We start from the raw sequence: 21,337 nt of genomic DNA on the forward strand, positions 1-21,337 counted from the left end.
CGAGCAAGCCCGCTCCCACACATTCAGCGTGCAACCCTAGATTTGCGATATCTCGGGGCTATCGATCTGCTCCAGCATCCACTTCACAAAATCCCGCACCTTGGGCACTTCCGCCGAATGCTCCGGGTACGCAAGGTAATAGGCGTCGGTGCTGGGCATTGCATGCTGCCAGGGAATGACCAGCTTGCCGTCGGCCAGTTCTTCTTCCACCAGAAAGCGGGGTAACAGCGCCACGCCGCAGCCGACCTGGGCGGCGCGGATGCACATATAAAAGGTTTCGAAACGCGGGCCGTGGTAGCTGTGCTCGGTGTGGTAGCCCTGGTGGTCGAACCAGTCATGCCAGGCCTGGGGGCGGGAAGCGTTTTGCAGCAGGACCAGGTCGGTCAGTTGCGTCGGGTCGGTGAACGGCGTGTCCGGCAGGCTACCCGGGGCGCACACCGGCACCAGTTCCTCGCCGAACAGCTTCAGGCATTCGGTACCGGGCCGTGAGCCCTGGCCGAAGTAGAACGCCAGGTCGCTGCGACCTTGCAGCAGATCGTCGGCTTCCTGCTCACTGCACAGGTCCAGATGGATCGACGGGTGCCGCAAGCGCCAGCCTTTCAGGCGGGGCACCAGCCAGCGCGCGCCGAAGGTCGGAGGCGTGGAAACCCGCAGGACTTCTGTTTCGCCACCGTAGGAACGCAGGTAATGGGTCGACATCTCGACCTGTGTGAGAATTTTTCGCACCTCAACCAGGTACAGATCACCGGCCGGCGTCATCTGCAGGCGTCGGCGCACCCGGCGAAACAGCAGGTGCTGCAACAGCTCTTCGAGTTGCGCGACCTGTTTGCTCACGGCACTTTGGGTCAGGTTCAGCTCTTCGGCGGCCCGGGTGAAGCTCAAGTGCCGGGTAACGGCTTCGAAGCACTGCAACGCAGCGATCGATGGCAAGTAGCGTTTATTCAGCATGGGCGGTCCTTGATTCTTGTTTCTTTATTGCCAGCAATGCACAGCATGAATAAACGGAATGATATCTCTCTTAAAGGTCGTTTGTTGAGTAACCTCCGGGCAGCTAAAACTACAGGTCTGATCAGTCGTGAATTTCCGGCTGCACATGTTCTGTCTTTTGCTTGAGGAGTGACCCATGGTTGCCGCATTGCTTGATCGTCTAGGTGTGAACCCGGCCCTGTACCAGAACGGCAAAGTGCCGGTGCATTCGCCAATCGATGGCAGCAAGATTGCCACTGTGAACTGGGAAGGCGCCGCTGAAGTCGAGCAGCACATCAGTCGCGCAGATCATGCGTTCGAACTGTGGCGCAAGGTTCCGGCACCGCGCCGTGGTGAACTGGTGCGGCAATTTGGCGAGGTGCTGCGCGAATACAAGGCCGACCTCGGCGAACTGGTGTCCTGGGAAGCCGGCAAGATCACCCAGGAAGGCCTGGGTGAAGTTCAGGAAATGATCGACATCTGCGACTTCGCCGTCGGTCTGTCCCGTCAGCTGTACGGCTTGACCATCGCCTCCGAGCGTCCTGGCCACCATATGCGTGAAACCTGGCATCCGCTGGGCGTCGTCGGCGTGATCAGTGCGTTCAACTTCCCGGTGGCCGTCTGGGCCTGGAACACCACGCTGGCGCTGGTCTGCGGTAACCCGGTGGTGTGGAAACCGTCGGAAAAGACCCCGCTCACCGCACTGGCCTGCCAGGCGTTGTTCGATCGCGTCGTGAAAAACTTCAGCGATGCACCTGCGCACCTGTGCCAGGTGGTTATCGGCGGTCGCGATGCTGGCGAAGCGCTGGTGGATGACCCGCGCGTGGCGCTGATCAGCGCCACTGGCAGCACCCGCATGGGCCGCGAAGTGGCACCGAAAGTGGCCGCGCGCTTTGCCCGCAGTATTCTCGAACTGGGTGGCAACAACGCGATGATCCTCGGCCCAAGCGCCGACCTGGACATGGCCGTTCGCGCAATCCTGTTCAGCGCCGTCGGCACCGCCGGTCAGCGCTGCACCACCCTGCGTCGCTTGATCGCGCATGAATCGGTGAAAGAAGAAATCGTTACCCGCCTGAAAGCCGCGTACTCGAAAGTGCGTATCGGCCATCCGCTGGAAGGCAACCTGGTCGGCCCGCTGATCGACAAGCAAAGCTTCGAGAACATGCAGGATGCTCTGGAGCAGGCGTTGAGCGAAGGCGGCAAAGTCTTCGGCGGCAAGCGTCAGTTGGAAGACCAGTTCCCGAACGCTTACTACGTGTCGCCAGCCATCGTCGAAATGCCGGAGCAGAGCGATGTGGTTTGCCACGAAACCTTCGCCCCGATCCTGTACGTGGTCGGCTACACCGACTTCCAGGAAGCGCTGCGCCTGAACAACGCCGTGCCACAAGGCCTGTCCTCGTGCATCTTCACCACTGACGTGCGCGAAGCCGAGCAGTTCATGTCGGCGGTGGGCAGCGACTGCGGCATCGCCAACGTCAACATCGGCCCGAGCGGCGCGGAAATCGGTGGTGCGTTCGGTGGCGAGAAAGAAACCGGCGGTGGTCGTGAGTCCGGCTCCGATGCATGGCGCGGCTACATGCGCCGCCAGACCAACACCGTGAACTACTCGCTGGAGTTGCCGTTGGCTCAAGGGATCACCTTCGACTGATAGGTGCCTTCCTGTAGGAGCGAGCTTGCTCGCGATGGGCGTTAACGATAACGCGTGTTTGCTGGATGAACGCGTTGCCTGACATTCTTTCGCCAGCAAGCTCGCTCCTACAGTGATTTGTGTGTTGGTTGGGTTTCTGTTGGAGTCTGGCAATGCCGTTACGCGATGAGTGTCTGTGGGAAAAACTGACGCCGCAAAGGCCGGACAATTCGGCCCTCAAGGGTGAGGTCACGGTGGATGTCTGCGTCATCGGCGCCGGGTTTACCGGGTTGTCGGCGGCGGTGCATCTGCTGGAGCAAGGCAAGACAGTTTGTGTGCTGGAGGCCCATCGTGCCGGCCATGGTGGTTCGGGGCGCAACGTCGGGTTGGTCAATGCCGGGATGTGGATTCCCCCGGACGAGATCGAAGCCGGGTTCGGCAAGGAGGTCGGCAGCCAGCTCAACCGCATGCTGGGTGCGGCGCCGTCCCTGGTGTTCAGCCTTGTGGACAAGTACAACATCGATTGCCAGTTGCGCCGCGAAGGCACGCTGCACATGGCGCACAACGCCCGTGGCGAAGCCGACTTGCGCAGTCGTGAAGAACAATGGAAACGCCGTGGGGCGCCGGTGGAGTTGTTGACCGGCCAGGCCTGCGAACAAGCGACGGGTACCCAAAAGATCGCCGCCGCGTTGCTCGATCGCCGTGCCGGTACGCTCAACCCGATGGCCTACACCACGGGGCTGGCCAAAGCGGCCATCGGCCTGGGCGGTCAACTGTTCGATCATTCCCCGGTCACCCGACTCGAACGCCAGGGCCAGCGCTGGTCAGTGCAAACCGCCCAGGGTTCGGTCATGGCCGAGAAAGTGGTGATTGCCTCAAATGCCTACACCGAAGGCGACTGGACGGAGCTGCGGCGCAATTTCTTCCCCGGTTATTACTATCAAGTGGCCTCGGTCCCGCTGACCGAAGAGGCTGCGCAGCAAATTCTCCCCGGCGGCCAGGGTTCCTGGGACACCCGCCAGGTCCTGAGCAGCATTCGTCGGGATAAAGACGGACGCCTGCTGCTGGGCAGTCTCGGCAATGGCAATCAGAAACCGGCCTGGTTTCTCAAGGCCTGGGCTGACCGGGTGCAGCAACATTATTTCCCGTACCTCAAACCGGTGGAGTGGGAGTGCACCTGGACCGGTTGCATCGCCTTCACCCCCGATCATTTGATGCGCCTGTTCGAACCGGCGCCCGGTTTGGTGGCAGTCACCGGTTACAACGGCCGGGGCGTGACCACGGGAACGGTGGTCGGCAAGGCCTTTGCCGATTACCTGTGTAACGGAAATCCTCAAGCACTACCGATTCCTTTTGCGCCCATGCAGCCATTGGCCGGGGTGGGGTTGCGCAGCTGTCTGTATGAGGCGGGATTCTCGCTGTATCACGCAGGCCAGTGCCTGCGGATCGTGATTTGAATGTTGATTTTTGCGGTGGGAAGCGGCGCTTTTTTGATCTGCAGCTAGCCTGTAGTGGTGCGGGTTGTAGCAGTCCCGCACCAGCAGTGTGCACTTCGGTGACGCACGTTGTTACAGGCTGGTTGCACGTCGTTTAAAGCCGCGGTTGCAATGATGGCGCAGGCGGGTTGCGCCTCAAAAAAATAATGGTTTTACCTTCCGCGGTTTAGACGGTTGCACGCCCAATGAAAATGGGCCCGAAACAGTCGAAATAACAAGAAAGCAGCGACTTTTTTCAGAATAAAAAACCGATGGCACGGCCCTTGCTCTGAGCAATCATTGAAGTTGCAGTGCCAATTAAAAAAACCATGGAGCACCACCTCATGTCCCAGACGTTTTACAAGAAAGGCTTTCTGGCCCTCGCAGTGGCAACTGCGTTGGGTGTTTCTGCGTTTGCTCAGGCTGACATCAAGATCGGCGTAGCGGGACCAATGACAGGCGCCAACGCGGCATTTGGCGAACAGTACATGAAGGGTGCACAAGCGGCGGCCGATGCGGTCAACGCAGCTGGCGGGGTTAACGGGGAAAAAATCGTACTGGTCAAGGGCGATGACGCCTGCGAACCGAAACAGGCTGTGACGGTCGCCAAGGACCTGACCGAAAAGAAAGTCGTTGGTGTGGTAGGTCACTTCTGCTCCTCGTCGACTATCCCTGCCTCCGAGATCTACGACGAAGCCGGCATCATCACGATCACCCCAGGCTCCACCAACCCCAAGGTGACCGAGCGTGGCCTGAGTGCCATGTTCCGCATGTGCGGGCGTGACGACCAGCAAGGTATCGTGGCTGGCGACTATGTCGTCGACGTGCTCAAGGGCAAGAAAGTCGCCGTACTGCACGACAAGGACACCTACGGTCAGGGCCTGGCGGACGCCACCAAGGCTCAGCTGGAAAAACGCGGCGTGAAGCCGGTGCTGTACGAGGGGCTGACCCGCGGCGAGAAAGACTTCAGCGCCGTCGTCACCAAGATCCGTGCGGCCGGTGCCGACGTGGTCTACTTCGGCGGTTTGCACCCGGAAGCCGGTCCACTGGTTCGGCAACTGCGTGAACAGGGCCTCAAAGACGTCAAGTTCATGTCCGATGACGGCATCGTGACTGACGAACTGGTGACCACTGCCGGTGGCCCGCAGAACGTTGATGGCGTATTGATGACCTTCGGTGCCGACCCACGCCTGCTGCCAGACAGCAAGACCGTGGTGGACGCCTTCCGCAAGGCCGGTACCGAACCTGAAGGCTACACCCTGTACGCCTACGCTTCGGTCCAGACCCTGGCTGCAGCTTTCAACGGCGCCAAGTCCAACAAGGGTGAAGACGCTGCCAAGTGGCTCAAGGCTAATCCGGTCAAGACCGTCATGGGCGAGAAGACCTGGGACAGCAAGGGCGACCTGAAAGTCTCCGACTACGTGGTTTACCAGTGGGACAAGGACGGCAAATACCACCAGCTGGAAAAACAGAAGTAAGGGCTGACTCGATCGGCTGAATCCACTGATCCCCTGTAGGAGCGAGCACGCTCGCGAAAAACGTCAACGATAACGCGTGCTTGCTGGTTCAACGCGTTGTCCTCAGGTTCTTCGCGAGCAAGCTCGCTCCTACAGGGGGGCGGTGGTGGCCTGTCTGATCGTGGTTGTCATTGCTCCGACGTATATCTGTATTTTCCTTAGAAGAACCGCACAGCCACATGTGCAGGTTCTCATTGCGTGAGATTGCGTTATGGATGGTATTTTCCTGCAGCAACTGGTCAACGGCCTGACCCTCGGGTCGGTCTATGGCCTGATCGCCATCGGCTACACAATGGTCTATGGCATCATCGGCATGATCAACTTCGCCCACGGCGAGGTTTACATGATTTCCGCTTACCTCGCGGCAATCAGTCTGGCTCTGCTGGCATACTTCGGTATTGAATCCTTCCCCCTGTTGATGCTCGGCACGCTGATCTTCACCATCGTCGTCACGGCGGTGTATGGCTGGGTCATCGAGCGTGTTGCCTACAAACCCCTGCGTAACTCCACCCGACTGGCACCGCTGATCAGCGCCATCGGGATTTCGCTGATCCTGCAAAACTATGCACAGATCGCCCAGGGTGCCCGCCAACAAGGCGTTCCGACACTGCTGACCGGTGCATGGCGAGTAGAGGTCGGGTCCGGCTTCGTCCAGCTCACTTACACCAAGATCTTCATTCTGGTCGCAGCGTTTGTCGGGATGGGCCTGCTGACCTATGTCATCAAGTACACCAAGCTCGGCCGCATGTGCCGCGCGACTCAGCAAGACCGCAAGATGGCCTCGATCCTGGGGATCAACACCGACCGCATCATTTCCTACGTGTTCATCATTGGTGCAGCCATGGCGGCCCTGGCCGGCGTGCTGATCACCATGAACTACGGCACGTTCGACTTCTACGCAGGCTTCGTCATCGGCATCAAGGCGTTCACCGCCGCGGTGCTCGGCGGGATCGGCTCGCTGCCTGGTGCCATGCTCGGCGGGATCATCCTCGGCATCTCCGAGTCGCTGTTCTCGGGTCTGGTCAACTCGGACTACAAAGACGTCTTCAGCTTCTCGCTGCTGGTTCTCGTTCTGGTCTTTCGGCCCCAGGGCCTGCTCGGCCGTCCTCTTGTGTCGAAGGTGTAAGCGATGTCTTCAACCACTCATAAAATCGATCTCAAAAAAAGCCTGGTTGACGCGGTTCTTGCCGGCCTCGTGGCCCTGATTGTGTTCGGCCCGATTGTCGGCATCGTCCTCGATGGCTATGGCTTCAACCTGGAAGCGACCCGGGTGGCCTGGATTGTCGCTATCGTCATGGCCGGTCGTTTTGCCTTGAGCCTGTTCCTGCAAACCCCAAAGGGCCTGAAAATTCTCGAAGGCTTTGAAAGTACCGGCTCCGGGGTTCATGTACTGGCGCCTGATTACAAATCCCGGTTGCGCTGGATCATCCCGCTGATGATTGTCATCGCCGTGGTGTTCCCGTTTTTCTCCAACGCCTACCTGCTGGGCGTGGTCATCCTCGGGCTGATCTACGTATTGCTGGGACTGGGTTTGAACATTGTGGTAGGCCTGGCCGGCCTGCTCGACCTGGGTTACGTGGCGTTCTACGCCATCGGCGCCTACGGTCTGGCGCTCGGTTATCAGTACCTGGGGCTGGGTTTCTGGACGGTGTTGCCACTGGCGGCGATCACGGCCGGTCTGGCCGGTTGCATCCTCGGTTTCCCGGTGCTGCGCCTGCACGGTGACTACCTGGCGATCGTGACCCTGGGCTTCGGTGAAATCATTCGGTTGATCCTCAATAACTGGCTGACCCTGACCGGCGGCCCGAATGGAATGGCAGCGCCGTTGCCAACCTTCTTCGGCATCGAGTTCGGAAAAAGGGCGAAAGAGGGCGGGGTGCCGTTCCATGAGTTCTTCGGCATCGCCTACAACCCTGACGTGAAGTACTACTTCATCTACGCCGTGTTGTTCATGGTGGTCCTGGCCGTGCTGCACATTAAGCACCGCCTGACCCGCATGCCGGTCGGCCGGGCCTGGGAAGCCCTGCGCGAAGACGAAATCGCCTGTCGTTCAATGGGGCTGAACCACGTGCTGGTCAAGCTCTCGGCATTCACCATTGGTGCGTCGACTGCCGGGCTGGCCGGGGTGTTCTTCGCCACTTACCAGGGCTTCGTCAACCCGACCTCGTTCACTTTCTTCGAGTCGGCGCTGATCCTTGCCATCGTGGTACTCGGCGGCATGGGCTCGACCATAGGTGTCGTAATTGCAGCCTTCGTGCTGACCGTGGCTCCGGAACTGCTGCGTGGCTTCGCCGAATACCGCGTGCTGCTGTTCGGCATCCTGATGGTGTTGATGATGATCTGGCGACCGCGCGGCCTGATTCGGATCAGCCGTACCGGTGTGACCCCGCGTAAAGGAGTAGCGCCATGAGCGAAGTCGTACTCAGTGTCGAAAAGCTGATGATGCACTTCGGCGGCATCAAGGCGTTGAACGATGTCAGCCTGAAAGTCCACCGCAATTCGATCTTCGCCCTGATCGGCCCTAACGGCGCCGGCAAGACCACGGTGTTCAACTGCCTGACCGGGTTCTACAAGGCCTCCGGCGGCAAGATCGAACTCAATGTGCGTGGTCAGCAGACCAACGTCATCAAGTTGCTGGGCGAATCGTTCAAGCCAACCGATTTCGTCTCGCCTAAATCCTTCGCCAGTCGGCTGTTCTACAAGGCGTTCGGCGGCACCCACCTGGTGAACCGTGCCGGGCTGGCGCGGACCTTCCAGAACATTCGCCTGTTCAAGGAAATGTCGGTGCTGGAAAACCTGCTGGTGGCCCAACACATGTGGGTCAACCGCAGCATGCTGGCCGGCATCCTCAACACCAAAGGCTACCGCAAGGCCGAAAGCGATGCGCTGGACCACGCGTTCTACTGGCTGGAAGTGGTGGACCTGGTGGATTGCGCCAACCGTCTGGCCGGTGAGCTGTCCTACGGCCAGCAACGCCGCCTGGAAATCGCCAGGGCCATGTGCACCCGTCCGCAGATCATCTGCCTCGACGAACCGGCTGCAGGTCTCAACCCTCAGGAAACCGAAGCGCTGAGCGCGATGATCCGGCTGCTGCGCGACGAGCACGATCTGACCGTGGTGCTGATCGAACACGACATGGGCATGGTTATGAGTATCTCCGACCACATCGTGGTGCTGGACCACGGCATCGTCATCGCCGAGGGCGGGCCCGATGCGATTCGTAACGATCCGAAAGTGATTGCGGCCTACCTGGGCGCCGATGAAGAGGAAGTGGTGCTATGAGCCAACCCATCCTCGAACTCAAGGAACTGGATGTGTTTTACGGGCCGATCCAGGCCCTGAAGAAAGTCTCGCTGCACATCAAGGAAGGAGAAACCGTCAGCCTGATCGGCTCCAACGGTGCCGGCAAGTCGACCCTGCTGATGTCGATTTTCGGCCAGCCAAGGGCGGCGGACGGGCAGATCCTTTATCAGGGCGTGGACATTACCCACAAGTCGTCCCACTACATCGCCTCCAACGGCATCGCGCAATCGCCGGAAGGGCGGCGGGTGTTCCCGGACATGACAGTCGAAGAAAACCTGCTGATGGGCACCATCCCTATCGGTGACAAGTACGCTAAGGAGGACATGCAACGCATGTTCGAGCTGTTCCCGCGGCTCGAAGAGCGGCGTACCCAGCGGGCGATGACCATGTCCGGTGGCGAGCAGCAGATGCTCGCTATCGCCCGGGCCCTGATGAGCCGGCCCAAGTTGTTACTGCTGGATGAGCCAAGCCTGGGCCTGGCACCGATTGTGGTGAAGCAGATCTTCGCCACGTTGCGGGAACTGGCCAAGACCGGCATGACTATCTTCCTGGTGGAACAGAACGCCAACCACGCCCTGCGTTTGTCGGACCGGGCGTACGTGATGGTCAACGGCGAAATCCGCATGACCGGTACCGGCAAGGAGTTGTTGGTCAACGAGGATGTGCGTAACGCCTATCTCGGCGGGCACTGAGTTTCAGTGGTTACACACAAGCCCCGGCGCGCAATCGCCGGGGCTTTTTACATCACCCAAACACCACCAATTCCCCTGTAGGAGCGAGCTTGCTCGCGATAAACCCGAGAACGCTGCAGGGTGTCTGGCTTCCCGCGTTATCGTTCACGACCATCGCGAGCAAGCTCGCTCCTACAGGGATCGCAGGAAATTGTGGAAAACAATATTCCCAAGCTCCCGAAGCGCGACATAAAGCCGCTGCAAATAGTTGTTTTGTCACGGTTTTGACTTGTCCCCGTTTGCTGTGGAGCCGGCTGTGAATAACGTGGGAGTAGCTGGCTGAAGGCCTTTGAAAACGTGGCTTGCAGAGGTGTGGTTGTTTTTTGATCAGGTGTTTTTGCGCAACTCTCAGGCTGCTTTGTCAACCTTTTTGTTCGTGATGAAGCTGGGTGGATTCAGCGTGGACAAGCCTGTGGATAAGTCTGTGATTAAACTCTGGAAAGACCCGGCTGAAGGCCGTAGTTACTGGCTTGGCGCCATCGCTGGTTTGACCCGTCAGTCATGAAAATGGCCAAGGGCTACACAGCAGGTGGTTGAGGGTCAAGCAAAAAAGTTTTGAATCCCCGCGCAAAGCCTTGTGGATAGCGGCTTGCAGCTTTTTCACTTGCCCCCAAAGACTGTGGACCGGCCTGTGGATAACGTGCGCGCACATGGCTGCAGGCCACGATGGTCAAGGGCTTGCCGGGATTGAGTGTTTTTTGAACAGTTTGAACGGTGGTTGCCGCTGTGATCAAGGCCGGGCATGCTGCCTGCTGATTTTCTATTCCAATGGCTGGCGATCAGCCGAAGCAAGGAGAACACGATGTCCAACACCCTGTTTATTACCGGCGCGACCTCCGGTTTTGGTGAAGCCTGTGCCCGTCGTTTTGCCGACGCAGGCTGGAAACTGGTGCTGACAGGCCGTCGTGAAGAGCGCCTCAATGCGCTGTGCGCCGAGCTGTCGAAGCAGACCGAAGTCCATGGCCTGGTGCTCGATGTGCGTGATCGCAAGGCCATGGAAGAGGCGATTGCCAATCTGCCGCCATCCTTCGCAAAACTGCGCGGGTTGATCAACAACGCCGGCCTGGCCCTGGGTGTCGATCCGGCACCCAAGTGCGACCTGGACGATTGGGACACCATGGTCGATACCAACGTCAAAGGCCTGATGTACAGCACCCGCCTGCTGTTGCCACGCCTGATCGCCCATGGTCGCGGCGCCGGTATCGTCAACCTGGGGTCTATCGCCGGTAACTATCCTTACCCGGGCAGCCACGTGTATGGCGCGACCAAGGCATTCGTCAAACAATTCTCCCTGAACCTGCGTTGCGACCTGCAAGGCACGGGCGTGCGCGTCAGCAACATCGAGCCGGGCCTGTGCGAGAGCGAGTTCTCGCTGGTGCGTTTTGCCGGTGACCAGGAGCGTTACAACGCCACTTACGCAGGCGCCGAGCCGATCCAGCCGCAAGACATTGCCGAGACCATTTTCTGGGTCCTCAATGCGCCTGCGCACATCAACATCAACAGCCTGGAGCTGATGCCGGTGAGCCAGACCTGGGCCGGGTTTTCTATCGAGCGTAAGTCTTAAGACCGTGTAACGGTCAATCGCGAGCAAGCTCGCTCCCACATGGAAATGCGATCAACTGTGGGAGCGAGCTTGCTCGCGATGAGGCCGGAATAGACACAACAGGACATCAGCTAGACTCCTCCCTCAAGCAACCCGCCGCACCCGGCGGTCTAGAGGTATTAGAGGAGATCCAGTGAGTAATCGAGGCGAGCAGTCGCTGCTCAAGCAATCGACCTTCCTGATGCTCGCCGTGACATTCGCCGGGATCATCACCGGTTTTGTTTCGGGCGCACAATCCATCCTGTTCGACGGCTTCTTTTCGTTAATCGCGGCCTTCATCAAGGTCCTGATGCTGATCACCGCCCGGTTGATCGCCAAGGAAAGCAATCAGCGCTTCCAGTTCGGCTCCTGGCACCTGGAGCCCATGGTGCTGGTGATCGAAGGCAGTTTCATATTCCTGGTTGCCGTTTATGCCTTTCTCAACGGCGTGTTCGGCATCATCAGTGGAGGCCGCGAGGTCGAGCTTGGTCTGGTGATCCTCTACGCAGCGGTGTTTACCGTTGTTGAACTGATTTATTTTTTCTACGTCCGCCATCGCAATCGCACACTCAAATCATCGCTGATCCAGTTCGACAACATCAGTTGGCTGGTGGACGCGATGCTGTCGGCGGGACTGCTGGTGAGTTTCCTGATTGCGCTGCTGCTCAAGACCCAGGGTTACGACAAGTGGGCGGTGTATGTCGACCCGATGATCCTGATTCTGCTGGCCTTGGGCATGCTTCCTCCGGCGTTCAAAATCCTCGGACCGGCATTGCGCGATGTGTTGGGGATTGTCCCGGATCAACTGGACGACAAGGTTCGCCAGGTGATGGACGAGGCCAAGGTCGAGCATGGTTTCGACGACTACATTTCCTACGTGCAGAAGCACGGTCGGGCGTGTTTCATTGAGATTCACATCGTATTGCCGAAGGATTACTGGCTCGACGGAGTAGGGCAACTGGACAGTTTGCGGGAGGAAATTTCCGCGAAGCTCGGTAAGCCGGATGCAGCGCGATGGCTGACCATCAGCTTTACCGGGGATCGCAAGTGGACTGAGTGACAGGTAGGTGACCTCTCTGAGGTCAATCGCGAGTAGGCTCGCTCCCACATGGAAATGCGATCAACTGTGGGAGCGAGCCTGCTCGCGATAGCAGCCAAACAGTCAGCCGAGATATTCCGCCAACCCGCGATAACAGGTCGCCAGGTGATAAGGCGTGGTCGACGGCATGTCGCGGCGGCTGACTTCACCGTGCTCATCACGGCACTCAAACCAGCCGCCAGCATGCAGTGAGCGCTGCTGCAATGCCTGCAACTGGCGCAGTACATCCGCTTCGCTGTCCGGGCGCAGCGTCAAGGCGCGCAGGTACTCGGCCTGGGCCCAGATACGCTGCGTGGCGTCCCGGACGCCGCCGTCCGGTTCGAGGTCGAGCATGGCCCGCACCGCGCCAGTCTGTTGATCGACGCCCAATTGCTCGGTGAAGGCAAAAGCACGTTGCAGCGAACCATGCAGTTTCGAGTTACGCAGCAGAGCGGATGACTCGAGCAAGTAATACCACTCGAACTGATGCCCCGGTTCAAACCAGTTATCCACAGACCCCAGCGGCTTTTCCATCAACACGCCGTGCTGCGGGTCGATAAAACGCACGTGCATGGCTGTGCATAACTCGATGAGCGCGTGCTGCACATCGAGGTCTTCACGCACCGACAATGTGGCGAGAAATGCTTCGGCCAGGTGCATCAGCGGGTTTTGCAAAGGGCCGCTGTCCAGCGATGCCCAGTCGCGCTCGAGGGTGGCTTCGTACAGGCCGTCGCCCGTGGCGAAACGCTGGGCGAGCACTTCCAGCGAGGCATTGAGTACCGACTCCACCAGCGGCTCGCGGACCTTGTCCCAGTAATGGGCGCAGGCGAACAGAATGAAGGCGTGGGTGTAGAGGTCCTTGCGCTGATCCAGCGGCGCCCCTTGTGCATCGACGCTGTAGAACCAGCCACCGTGCTCGGCATCGTGGAAGTGGCGCTGCAATGAGCGGAACAACGCGGCGGCACGCTCTTCGGCGCCCGGCACCTGACCGATCAGGCTGGCAAACAGATACAACTGCCGCGCGCAGGCCATGGCCCGGTAACGTTGCGGTGGCAGCGGTTGGTGTTCGGCATCCAGCGCCTCATAGGGCAACGCCATGTCGGCGTTCCAGCCCGGGCCTTGCCAGAGCGGCACGATGACGTTCAGGAAGTGCTGTTGCACCGAGGCGAACAGGGCGGTCAATTCAGGCTGAGAGGCGGAGCGGGAAACAGGCGGCATTGGCTGGCGTCGTCACGGCAGGGGCGATTGCGCGACATGTTAGCAGAGAGGCCGGCCGGAGCGATGCGGTGTCTGTCAGGCCGCCATCGCGGGCAAGCCCGCTCCCACATGGACTCGCGGTGTACATGCGATCGTAACCACACCACAAAAACCTGTGGGAGCGGGCTTGCCCGCGAAGAGGCCGGTTCAGGCGCTAGAGAATCAACCCGCCAGCAACCACACCCCGGTCGCCGCCGAAGCTGCGCCCGCCAGTCGAACCAGCGGTGCCGCCTGCGGCAAGGTCCGCACCAGCGCATAACCCGCCGCGTGCAACACCGCCGTCGCTGCGACAAAGCCTGCGGCATAGGTCCATGGACTCGACATGTCCGGCAGTTCCAGCCCATGTGCGACACCATGAAACAGCGCAAACAACGCCGTTGCACCCACCGCCATCACCAGCGGTGGACGCACTGCCAGAGCAACCGCCAGCCCCAAAGCCAATACGGAAGCGGCAATCCCGCTTTCCAGTGCAGGCAGGTTCATTCCTTCAAAGCCCAGCATCCCGCCGATCAACAGGGTGCCAACGAAGGTGCAAGGCAGTGCCCAGCGTGCGGCACCTTGTTGTTGCGCGGCCCACAGGCCGACCGCGAGCATCGCCAGCAAGTGGTCGAGGCCGCCAAGCGGATGGCTGATACCGGCGATCAAGCCATTGTCGCCATGCCCCGGATGGGCGAAGGCGAGGGCTGGCGTCAGCAGCAGGGCCAGGGCGCCGAGAATGCGTTTGAGTGTCATGGATAAGCTTCCTTGTTCAAGTTGTGATCAGGCCGCGGTCAGCAAGCCCTGGCGTTCGATGAAGGCGATGATCTCTTCCAGACCCTGGCCGGTTTTCTGGTTGCTGAAGACAAATGGCTTGCCGTTGCGCATGCGCTGGGTGTCGCTGTTCATCATCTCCAGCGAGGCACCGACCAGCGGCGCCAGGTCGATCTTGTTGATTACCAGCAGGTCGGATTTGCAGATCCCCGGCCCACCCTTGCGTGGCAGCTTGTCGCCGGCCGAGACGTCGATCACGTAGATCGTCAGGTCGGACAGTTCCGGGCTGAAGGTCGCGGAGAGGTTGTCGCCACCGGACTCCACGAGAATCAGGTCCAGCCCCGGAAAACGTCGATTGAGTTGATCCACGGCTTCAAGGTTGATCGAAGCGTCTTCGCGGATCGCCGTGTGCGGGCAGCCGCCGGTTTCCACGCCAATGATGCGTTCCGGCGCCAGGGCTTCGTTGCGCACCAGAAAGTCGGCGTCTTCGCGGGTATAGATGTCGTTGGTCACCACGGCCAGGTTGTAGCGCTCGCGCAGGGCCAGGCACAGGGCCAGGGTCAGGGCGGTTTTGCCAGAGCCGACCGGGCCGCCGATGCCGACGCGCAGGGGTTGTGTGTTCATGTGATTCTCCAAAATAACAGGCCCTAGGAACGGAACAGACGGCTGTATTGGCGCTCGTGGGCCATACACGCCAGGGACAGGCCGAAAGCGGCGCTGCCGTAATGATCGGGATGGATGTGGCTGGCGTTCTGCTGGGCCTGCTGCAACAGCGGCAACAATTCGCTGGTCAGGCGCTGGGCGGCCTGCTGGCCCAGGGGCAGGGTTTTCATCAGCACTGCCAATTGGTTTTCCAGCCAGCTCCAGAGCCACGCGGCCAGGGCGTCCTGTGGGCTGATCTGCCAGGCGCGGGCGGCCAAGGCCCAACCCAGGGCCAGATGTGGCTCGCTGCGTTGCTCGAGGAAGGCGCGGGCGGGGATGTCGAGTTCCGGCAAGCCATTGAGCAATTGCTGCAACGAGTAGCCCATCTGTCGGCTCTCCTGGTGCAGCTCGCGGGTTTCGCGACTGGCGCGGTGTTCCTCGCAGCGTTGCAGCAATTCGCTCCAGTTGTCCTCACTGGCGGCCACGCAATGGGCGAGCAGCAAGGGTGCTTCGAAGCGTGCCAGGTTCAGCAGCATCTGATCGCTGATCCAGCGTCGGGCGCTGGCGGGATCGTTTACCCGGCCGTTATCCACAGCCATCTCCAGCCCTTGGGAGTAGCTGTAGCCGCCAATCGGCAATTGCGGACTGGCCAGGCGCAGCAGCGCCCAGGCCGGGTTCATGTGCGTACGCCGAACTGATGCAGTTTCGGCGCGTAGTTGAAGTCTTCATCACCGTGGCGCGAATGATGATGGCCGCCGCCATAGGCGCCATGTTCCGGCTGGAACGGCGCTTCGATGTTCGAGGCAATGGCACCGAGCTGCTCGAGCATGGCCTTGAGCACGTAATCGTCGAGCAGGCGCAACCAGCCGTCGCCGACTTGCAGGGCGACATGGCGGTTGCCCAGGTGATAGGCCGCGCGGGTCAGTTCGAAGGCATTGGCGCAGGTGACGTGCAGCAATTGTTCGGGGCGGGCGCAGACACGCACGACTCGCCCGTCTTCGGCCTGCAGGCATTCACCATCATGCAATGGCGGCTGGCCGCGCTCCAAAAACAACCCGACGTCTTCGCCATCGGCACTGAAACAGCGCAAACGGCTTTTGCTGCGGGCTTCGAACGTCAGGTGCAGTTCGGCGGCCCAAACGGGTTGAGGGTCGATTCTGCGATGAATCACCAGCATCGGAAGGCTTCCAGCAATGGACAATGCTCAGGTTAGAGCAAGGGGCTTGCCAATCGACTCGATGCGTAGGAAATGCCTGACGGAGACGTAGGATAGGTATCGATGGAGTAAGTTTTTTGGTTGAAGTTGGTGCGTTGTTTTTTTACTGCGCACCAATTTAAGGCGGATTTGATTTTTGTAGGAGCGAGCCTGCTCGCGATAGCGGTTTGCCTGTTACATGAATGTTGAATGTGTCGACGCCATCGCGAGCAGGCTCGCTCCTACAAGGTTCAGGGGCAGTCTGTAGGATATGGCATTACTCAGTACTGCCAAGCCCTTGCCAATGCTTGAGACCGATAAAGATGAAGCGCAGTTGCTGGGTGATCTTGGCCTGGGGTGTCAGGTGTTCAGGCAAGGCTTCGGCTGGTGGGTCGATGATGTCCGGCAGGGTGGCGAACACGCTTTTGACGATCAGATCGGCCATGACGCTCAGGTCGGCGATATCCAGATGCTGCAGTTTCGGCATCAGTGACAAATCCGCCGCCAGGTCCGAACTGATGTCTTCACGCAAACGGCCGATGGCCTTGCGCACCGGCAGCGAGCCACCGTACTGCTCGCGGGCGAGAAACAGGAACTGCGAACGGTTGGCGCTGACCACGTCGAGAAAGATCCTCACCGAGGCATCGATAATGCCGCCCATCACGAATTCGTTGTGCCGCACCAGGCGAATGGTTTCGCGGAATGTCTGGCCGACTTCGCTGACCAGCACCAGGCCCAGTTCATCCATATCGGCAAAATGACGGTAGAAACCGGTCGGTACGATCCCGGCGGTTTTCGCTACTTCACGCAGGCTCAGGCTGCCGAATCCTCGGCCGCCATCCATCAGGCGCCGGGCAGCGTCCATCAGGGCGATACGGGTTTGTTGTTTCTGTTCGGCGCGGGGCAGCATCGCAAGGGCGTTTTCTGGACAGGGACGCGGCGCACTCTAGCAAATCGGCTTTGCCGGCGTCGAACGACTGTATGGGGGATCACGCGGGGAAGTGCGGCATCTATCAAGCGGACCGCTGAAAAGTCAAAAGCCCAATCCGGGGATTGGGCTTTTTTTCAAGGCGGCCATGGGGCTTAGCTCACGGCGCTGTTGCGTTCGATTACACGGTCACCACCGCCTTCAGCGAGGGTCTGGCCTTGTGGAGTGCGATCCGAACCGCCTTCAGCGAGGGTCTGGCCCTGTGGGGTGCGATCGGTACCGTCAGCGGCGAGGGTCTGGCCCTGTGGGGTGCGATCGGTACCGTCAGCGGCGAGGGTCTGGCCCTGTGGGGTGCGATCGGTACCGTCAGCAGCGAGGGTCTGGCCTTGTGGGGTGCGATCGGTACCGTCAGCAGCGAGGGTCTGGCCTTGTGGGGTGCGATCCGAACCGTCAGCAGCCAGGGTTTGGCCTTGTGGAGTGCGGTCCGAGCCATCCTGAGTGATTAGGCCTTTTTCTTTCAGGCGATCGTTACCGCCTTCGGCGAGGGTCTGGCCTTGTGGAGTACGCTCGGAACCATCAGCGGCGACGGTCTGGCTGAACACCGAGCGGCTGTCTTTCACTTGTGGTGTAGCCTGGTCAGCGGCAGGCAGGGCAAATGCAGTGCTGGCCAGCATCGAGAGGGTAAGGCTAAGCAGTAATTGGCGTTTCATGATTATTTTTGCTCCTTGGGAGTGCGAATAAGTGGGTACGAGAGCAATGCTACTCTCGATAAGTCGATATGAAAGTTCATAAATGCAATGGTAATAATCAACGGAATTGATTGTTTGCTGCAGGCGCTCTAGAACGGGCATTTCCGGCGATCGGTTTTGCACTGAAGTGGGTATTTTCGACCCATCCGTGACGTGCAAAAGTGCGGGGGCGGTAACGCTGATCGACTGGTCGGTCAGTATTGGACTGGGCGAATTCGGCGAAATCGGTCTTTCGGTTAAACCTGCCGGGTTTTTATCAGTCGTAGATTTCATGACGGGCCGCTTCCGGCTCGCCGTTTCACCTGTGCGTCGCAGTCGGGGCGCTCAGTCGTATCAGGAGCCCTGTGCAATGACGCGCACTCAAAAAACGTTTGTCTGGACCCTTTCCACCTTCCTTACCTTGTTACTGGTGCTGGTGCTGATCATCGTGTTCTTCGACTGGAACCGGATCAAACCGCCACTCAACGCCAAAGTTTCCGAAGAACTGCACCGCGCTTTTGCCATCAACGGCAATCTGTCGGTGGTCTGGCAGCCCGAGCCCGATGAAAGCGGATGGCGCGCCTGGGTGCCGTGGCCCCACGTGGTGGCCGAGGACCTCAGCCTGGGCAATCCGGACTGGTCAAAACAACCGCAGATGGTCACCCTCAAGCGTGTCGAATTGCGTATTTCACCCTTGGCCTTGCTGGCGCAGCGGGTGGTGATCCCGCGTATCGATCTCACCGAGCCGAATGCCCAGCTGCAACGCCTGGCTGACGGGCGCGCCAACTGGACGTTCAAGTTCGACCCCAAAGACCCGAACGCCGAGCCTTCCAGCTGGGTGGTGGATATCGGCGCGATTGGCTTCGACAAGGGCCGCGTCACCCTCGACGACCAGAACCTGAAGACTCAACTCGACGTACTGATCGATCCATTGGGCAAACCGGTTCCGTTCAGCGATATCGTCGGCGACAAAGCGGCGAAAGCCGCGCAGGAAAAGGGCTCGTCCCCCCAGGATTATGCGTTCGCCCTCAAGGTCAACGGCGAGTACCACGGCCAGAAACTCGCGGGCCAGGGCAAGATTGGCGGGCTATTGGCGCTGCAGGACGCGGCGCGGCCGTTTCCGCTTCAGGCACAGGTGAAGATCGCCGATTCCAGCGTCGAACTGGCCGGCACCCTGACCGATCCGCTGAATCTCGGCGCCCTGGACCTGCGCCTGAAACTGGCCGGCACCAGCCTGGGCAGCCTCTACCCGCTGACCGGCGTGACCCTGCCGGACACGCCGCCCTATGCCACCGACGGCCACCTGATCGCCAAGCTGCACGAGACGGGTGGCGCGGTGTTCCGCTATGAAGAGTTCAACGGCCAGATCGGCGAAAGTGACATCCATGGCAATCTGACTTACGTGGCCAGCCAGCCACGGCCAAAACTCAGCGGCTCGCTGCTGTCCAATCAATTGCTGTTCGCTGACCTGGCCCCGTTGATCGGCGCCGACTCCAATGCCAAACAGAAGGCCCGTGGCGGCGACAGTAAACAACCGGCGGACAAAGTGCTGCCGGTCGAAGAGTTCAAGACCGATCGCTGGCGCGACATGGACGCCGATGTCGAGTTCACCGGCAAACGCATCATGCACAGTGAAAAACTGCCATTCAACGACCTCTATACCCATCTGGTGCTCACCGATGGCGTGCTCAGCCTCGAGCCTCTGCGCTTCGGCGTGGCCGGCGGCAAACTGGATGCGCAAATTCGCCTGAACGGCCACACCGATCCACTGGAAGGCCAGGCCAGGCTCACTGCGCGAGGCTTCAAGCTCAAGCAGTTGTTTCCTGGCTTTGAACCGATGAAAACCAGTTTCGGCGAACTCAACGGCGATGCTGATATCAACGGCCGCGGCAACTCGGTGGCCAAGCTGCTGGGCAGTGCCAATGGCAATCTGAAAATGCTGATCAATGATGGCGCCATCAGTCGCGAATTGATGGAGCTGGCGGGGCTGAACGTCGGCAACTATGTGGTCGGCAAGATCTTTGGCGACAAGGAAGTGAAGATCAACTGCGCGGCCGCCGACTTCGGTATCCAGTCCGGCCTGGCGAGTACCCGCTTGTTTGTGTTCGACACCGAGAACGCCGTCGTCTACATCGACGGCACCGCGAACATGGCGACTGAACAGCTGGACCTGACCATCACCCCGGAATCCAAGGGCTGGCGCCTGATTTCATTGCGCTCGCCACTGTATGTGCGCGGCAAGTTCATCAAGCCCGATGCCGGGGTCAAGGCCGTGCCGTTGATGCTGCGCGGAGCCGGGATGGTAGCGCTGGGCGTGATCGCCGCCCCGGCGGCAGGGTTGCTGGCACTGGTGGCGCCAAGCGGCGGTGAGGCGAACCAGTGCGCGCCATTGCTGGAGCAAATGAAGGCGGGCAAGGTGCCTGTCACCGTCAAGCCGGGCAAATGATCGAGTGCCTGCAAAACCGCCATCGTCGGATCGCCGCCCGGAGCAAGCTCGCTCCCACAGGGGATCTGTGTATGCAGGACCAATGTGGGAGCGAGCTTGCTCGCGATGGCGACTTGGCAGCCGCAACCATTCTCACGCCAGAGCATGTCCCGACGCCAACGCCTCTTCGCTTAACCACGCAAAAAACGCCCGAACCGGTGGATGACGTTCGCGTCCCGGCACGCACAGTGCGCTGTAGCCGGCGCCATCGACCTGGATTTCCCCCCGGTACGGCAACAACAGACCACTGGCTACGCTTTCCGACACCAGAATATTGCTTGCCAACACCAGGCCTTGCCCGGCAATCGCCGCTTGCAGGGCGTAATGCTCTTCGTCGTATTCGCGCACGGCGGGCCGGCCGCTCAGCCAGGTTTCGCCGGAGCGAGCGCACCAGGCCTCCCAGCCGTGGGCATAGAGTTTGGAGTTGTGCCAGCGCACGCTGATCAGCGTCGGGGCGCGACTCGACGCCAAGGCCACTTGTTCGGGCGAGCCATAGACACCGAAGGACTCATCGAACAGGCACTGGCCGTACAGGTTGGGGTAATCGTCGAGGCTGTAGCGCAGCACCAGATCGACACTGGCGTCCTGATGCAGATCGATGACTTCGCAGTGGGTATCGAGGCGCACGTTGATGTTCGGGTGTCGGGCGTAGAAACGTCCCAGCCGTGGCACCAGCCACAGGGCGGCGAAGGCAGCGGTGGTGGAGACCGTCAGGTTGGCGCTGCTGCGTTGCGGGCGCAGGGTATCGACACTTTGCGCGACTTCCAGAAAAGCCCCGTGCAGGCTCTGGAACAGCCGTTCGCCGCATTCGGTCAGGCGCACCTGGCGTGGCAGGCGCTTGAACAATGGCACGCCGAGCCAGCTCTCCAGGGAGCGGATCTGATGGGACACCGCCGTCGGGGTGACGGACAGTTCCTCGGCGGCAGCCTTGAAGCTCAACAGGCGTGAGGCGGATTCAAAGGCCCGCAGGGCGGTCAACGGCAACGAGGCAAACATTGAATACTCCATGGATGAAATGGATTCATCCTGACTGATTTTTGCTCATTTGAAGAGGAGCAGCTACGAGCCTCAAG

At 60.1% G+C, this 21,337-nt stretch carries 20 protein-coding genes; 11 read left to right on the forward strand and 9 right to left on the reverse strand.

Annotated elements, in window-relative coordinates; genetic code table 11:
• Positions 1-36: 36 nt before the first annotated feature.
• Entirely contained in the window at positions 37-948 is a 912-nt protein-coding gene (locus ACEN8Z_RS05355) for a LysR family transcriptional regulator (protein WP_150714597.1), read from the reverse strand.
• 175 nt (positions 949-1,123) lie between these two features.
• On the opposite strand from ACEN8Z_RS05355, the gene amaB reads away from it, so the two are divergent.
• The 10 genes from amaB (at position 1,124) to ACEN8Z_RS05405 (ending at position 12,261) form a co-directional block, all read left to right on the forward strand.
• The gene (amaB, locus tag ACEN8Z_RS05360; protein WP_495596985.1) at positions 1,124-2,614 is read left to right on the forward strand and encodes an L-piperidine-6-carboxylate dehydrogenase; all 1,491 of its coding nucleotides are present in this window, start codon (positions 1,124-1,126) and stop codon (positions 2,612-2,614) included.
• Between the two features lie 152 nt (positions 2,615-2,766).
• Positions 2,767-4,050: an L-pipecolate oxidase gene (gene amaA, locus ACEN8Z_RS05365; protein ID WP_008001866.1), complete on the forward strand. Its 1,284-nt coding sequence runs from the start codon at positions 2,767-2,769 to the stop codon at positions 4,048-4,050.
• A gap of 362 nt (positions 4,051-4,412) precedes the next feature.
• A complete protein-coding gene (locus ACEN8Z_RS05370; RefSeq protein ID WP_007991185.1) occupies positions 4,413-5,546 on the forward strand; it encodes a branched-chain amino acid ABC transporter substrate-binding protein in 1,134 nt (377 codons plus the stop codon).
• Between the two features lie 250 nt (positions 5,547-5,796).
• Positions 5,797-6,711 carry an ABC transporter permease subunit gene (locus ACEN8Z_RS05375; RefSeq protein ID WP_007991188.1) on the forward strand — a complete coding sequence of 305 codons (915 nt, stop codon included), beginning with the start codon at positions 5,797-5,799 and terminating at the stop codon, positions 6,709-6,711.
• 3 nt (positions 6,712-6,714) lie between these two features.
• Positions 6,715-7,995 carry a high-affinity branched-chain amino acid ABC transporter permease LivM gene (gene livM, locus ACEN8Z_RS05380; RefSeq protein ID WP_495596986.1) on the forward strand — a complete coding sequence of 427 codons (1,281 nt, stop codon included), beginning with the start codon at positions 6,715-6,717 and terminating at the stop codon, positions 7,993-7,995.
• Positions 7,992-8,867, forward strand: coding sequence for an ABC transporter ATP-binding protein (locus ACEN8Z_RS05385; RefSeq protein WP_008001872.1), 876 nt, complete (start codon positions 7,992-7,994; stop codon positions 8,865-8,867). Before livM ends, ACEN8Z_RS05385 begins: the two co-directional genes overlap by 4 nt.
• Positions 8,864-9,580 carry an ABC transporter ATP-binding protein gene (locus ACEN8Z_RS05390; RefSeq protein WP_008016858.1) on the forward strand — a complete coding sequence of 239 codons (717 nt, stop codon included), beginning with the start codon at positions 8,864-8,866 and terminating at the stop codon, positions 9,578-9,580. The genes ACEN8Z_RS05385 and ACEN8Z_RS05390 overlap by 4 nt, the downstream gene beginning before the upstream one ends.
• A 328-nt stretch (positions 9,581-9,908) precedes the next feature.
• Entirely contained in the window at positions 9,909-10,124 is a 216-nt protein-coding gene (locus tag ACEN8Z_RS05395; protein ID WP_495596987.1) for a hypothetical protein, read from the forward strand.
• 297 nt (positions 10,125-10,421) lie between these two features.
• Positions 10,422-11,183 carry an SDR family oxidoreductase gene (locus tag ACEN8Z_RS05400; protein ID WP_104451541.1) on the forward strand — a complete coding sequence of 254 codons (762 nt, stop codon included), beginning with the start codon at positions 10,422-10,424 and terminating at the stop codon, positions 11,181-11,183.
• Between the two features lie 172 nt (positions 11,184-11,355).
• Positions 11,356-12,261, forward strand: a complete 906-nt coding sequence (locus tag ACEN8Z_RS05405; protein ID WP_495596988.1) for a cation diffusion facilitator family transporter — start codon at positions 11,356-11,358, stop codon at positions 12,259-12,261.
• Between the two features lie 102 nt (positions 12,262-12,363).
• Here the strand turns inward: ACEN8Z_RS05405 and ACEN8Z_RS05410 are convergent, their stop codons facing one another.
• The 7 genes from ACEN8Z_RS05410 to ACEN8Z_RS05440 form a co-directional block, all read right to left on the reverse strand.
• Complete coding sequence (locus tag ACEN8Z_RS05410) at positions 12,364-13,497, reverse strand: AGE family epimerase/isomerase (RefSeq protein WP_495596989.1); 1,134 nt, start codon at positions 13,495-13,497, stop codon at positions 12,364-12,366.
• Positions 13,498-13,698: 201 nt separating this feature from the next.
• The gene (locus ACEN8Z_RS05415; RefSeq protein ID WP_495596990.1) at positions 13,699-14,268 is read right to left on the reverse strand and encodes a HupE/UreJ family protein; all 570 of its coding nucleotides are present in this window, start codon (positions 14,266-14,268) and stop codon (positions 13,699-13,701) included.
• 27 nt (positions 14,269-14,295) lie between these two features.
• The gene (ureG, locus tag ACEN8Z_RS05420) at positions 14,296-14,910 is read right to left on the reverse strand and encodes an urease accessory protein UreG (protein ID WP_008001031.1); all 615 of its coding nucleotides are present in this window, start codon (positions 14,908-14,910) and stop codon (positions 14,296-14,298) included.
• A 23-nt stretch (positions 14,911-14,933) separates the two neighbouring features.
• Positions 14,934-15,608 carry an urease accessory protein UreF gene (locus ACEN8Z_RS05425; RefSeq protein WP_495596991.1) on the reverse strand — a complete coding sequence of 225 codons (675 nt, stop codon included), beginning with the start codon at positions 15,606-15,608 and terminating at the stop codon, positions 14,934-14,936.
• Positions 15,605-16,105 carry an urease accessory protein UreE gene (gene ureE, locus ACEN8Z_RS05430; RefSeq protein ID WP_495596992.1) on the reverse strand — a complete coding sequence of 167 codons (501 nt, stop codon included), beginning with the start codon at positions 16,103-16,105 and terminating at the stop codon, positions 15,605-15,607. Before ureE ends, ACEN8Z_RS05425 begins: the two co-directional genes overlap by 4 nt.
• Positions 16,106-16,400: 295 nt before the next feature.
• Complete coding sequence (locus ACEN8Z_RS05435) at positions 16,401-17,033, reverse strand: TetR family transcriptional regulator (protein ID WP_495596993.1); 633 nt, start codon at positions 17,031-17,033, stop codon at positions 16,401-16,403.
• Between the two features lie 173 nt (positions 17,034-17,206).
• The gene (locus tag ACEN8Z_RS05440; protein ID WP_495596994.1) at positions 17,207-17,761 is read right to left on the reverse strand and encodes a WD40 repeat domain-containing protein; all 555 of its coding nucleotides are present in this window, start codon (positions 17,759-17,761) and stop codon (positions 17,207-17,209) included.
• A 388-nt stretch (positions 17,762-18,149) separates the two neighbouring features.
• Between ACEN8Z_RS05440 and ACEN8Z_RS05445 the strand changes: the two genes are divergently transcribed.
• Positions 18,150-20,225, forward strand: coding sequence for an AsmA family protein (locus tag ACEN8Z_RS05445; protein WP_495596995.1), 2,076 nt, complete (start codon positions 18,150-18,152; stop codon positions 20,223-20,225).
• A gap of 132 nt (positions 20,226-20,357) precedes the next feature.
• On the opposite strand, the gene ACEN8Z_RS05450 is transcribed toward ACEN8Z_RS05445, so the two are convergent.
• Complete coding sequence (locus ACEN8Z_RS05450) at positions 20,358-21,272, reverse strand: LysR substrate-binding domain-containing protein (protein ID WP_495596996.1); 915 nt, start codon at positions 21,270-21,272, stop codon at positions 20,358-20,360.
• Between the last annotated feature and the right edge of the window lie 65 nt (positions 21,273-21,337).

Source organism: Pseudomonas sp. Pseusp10 (assembly GCF_059492225.1).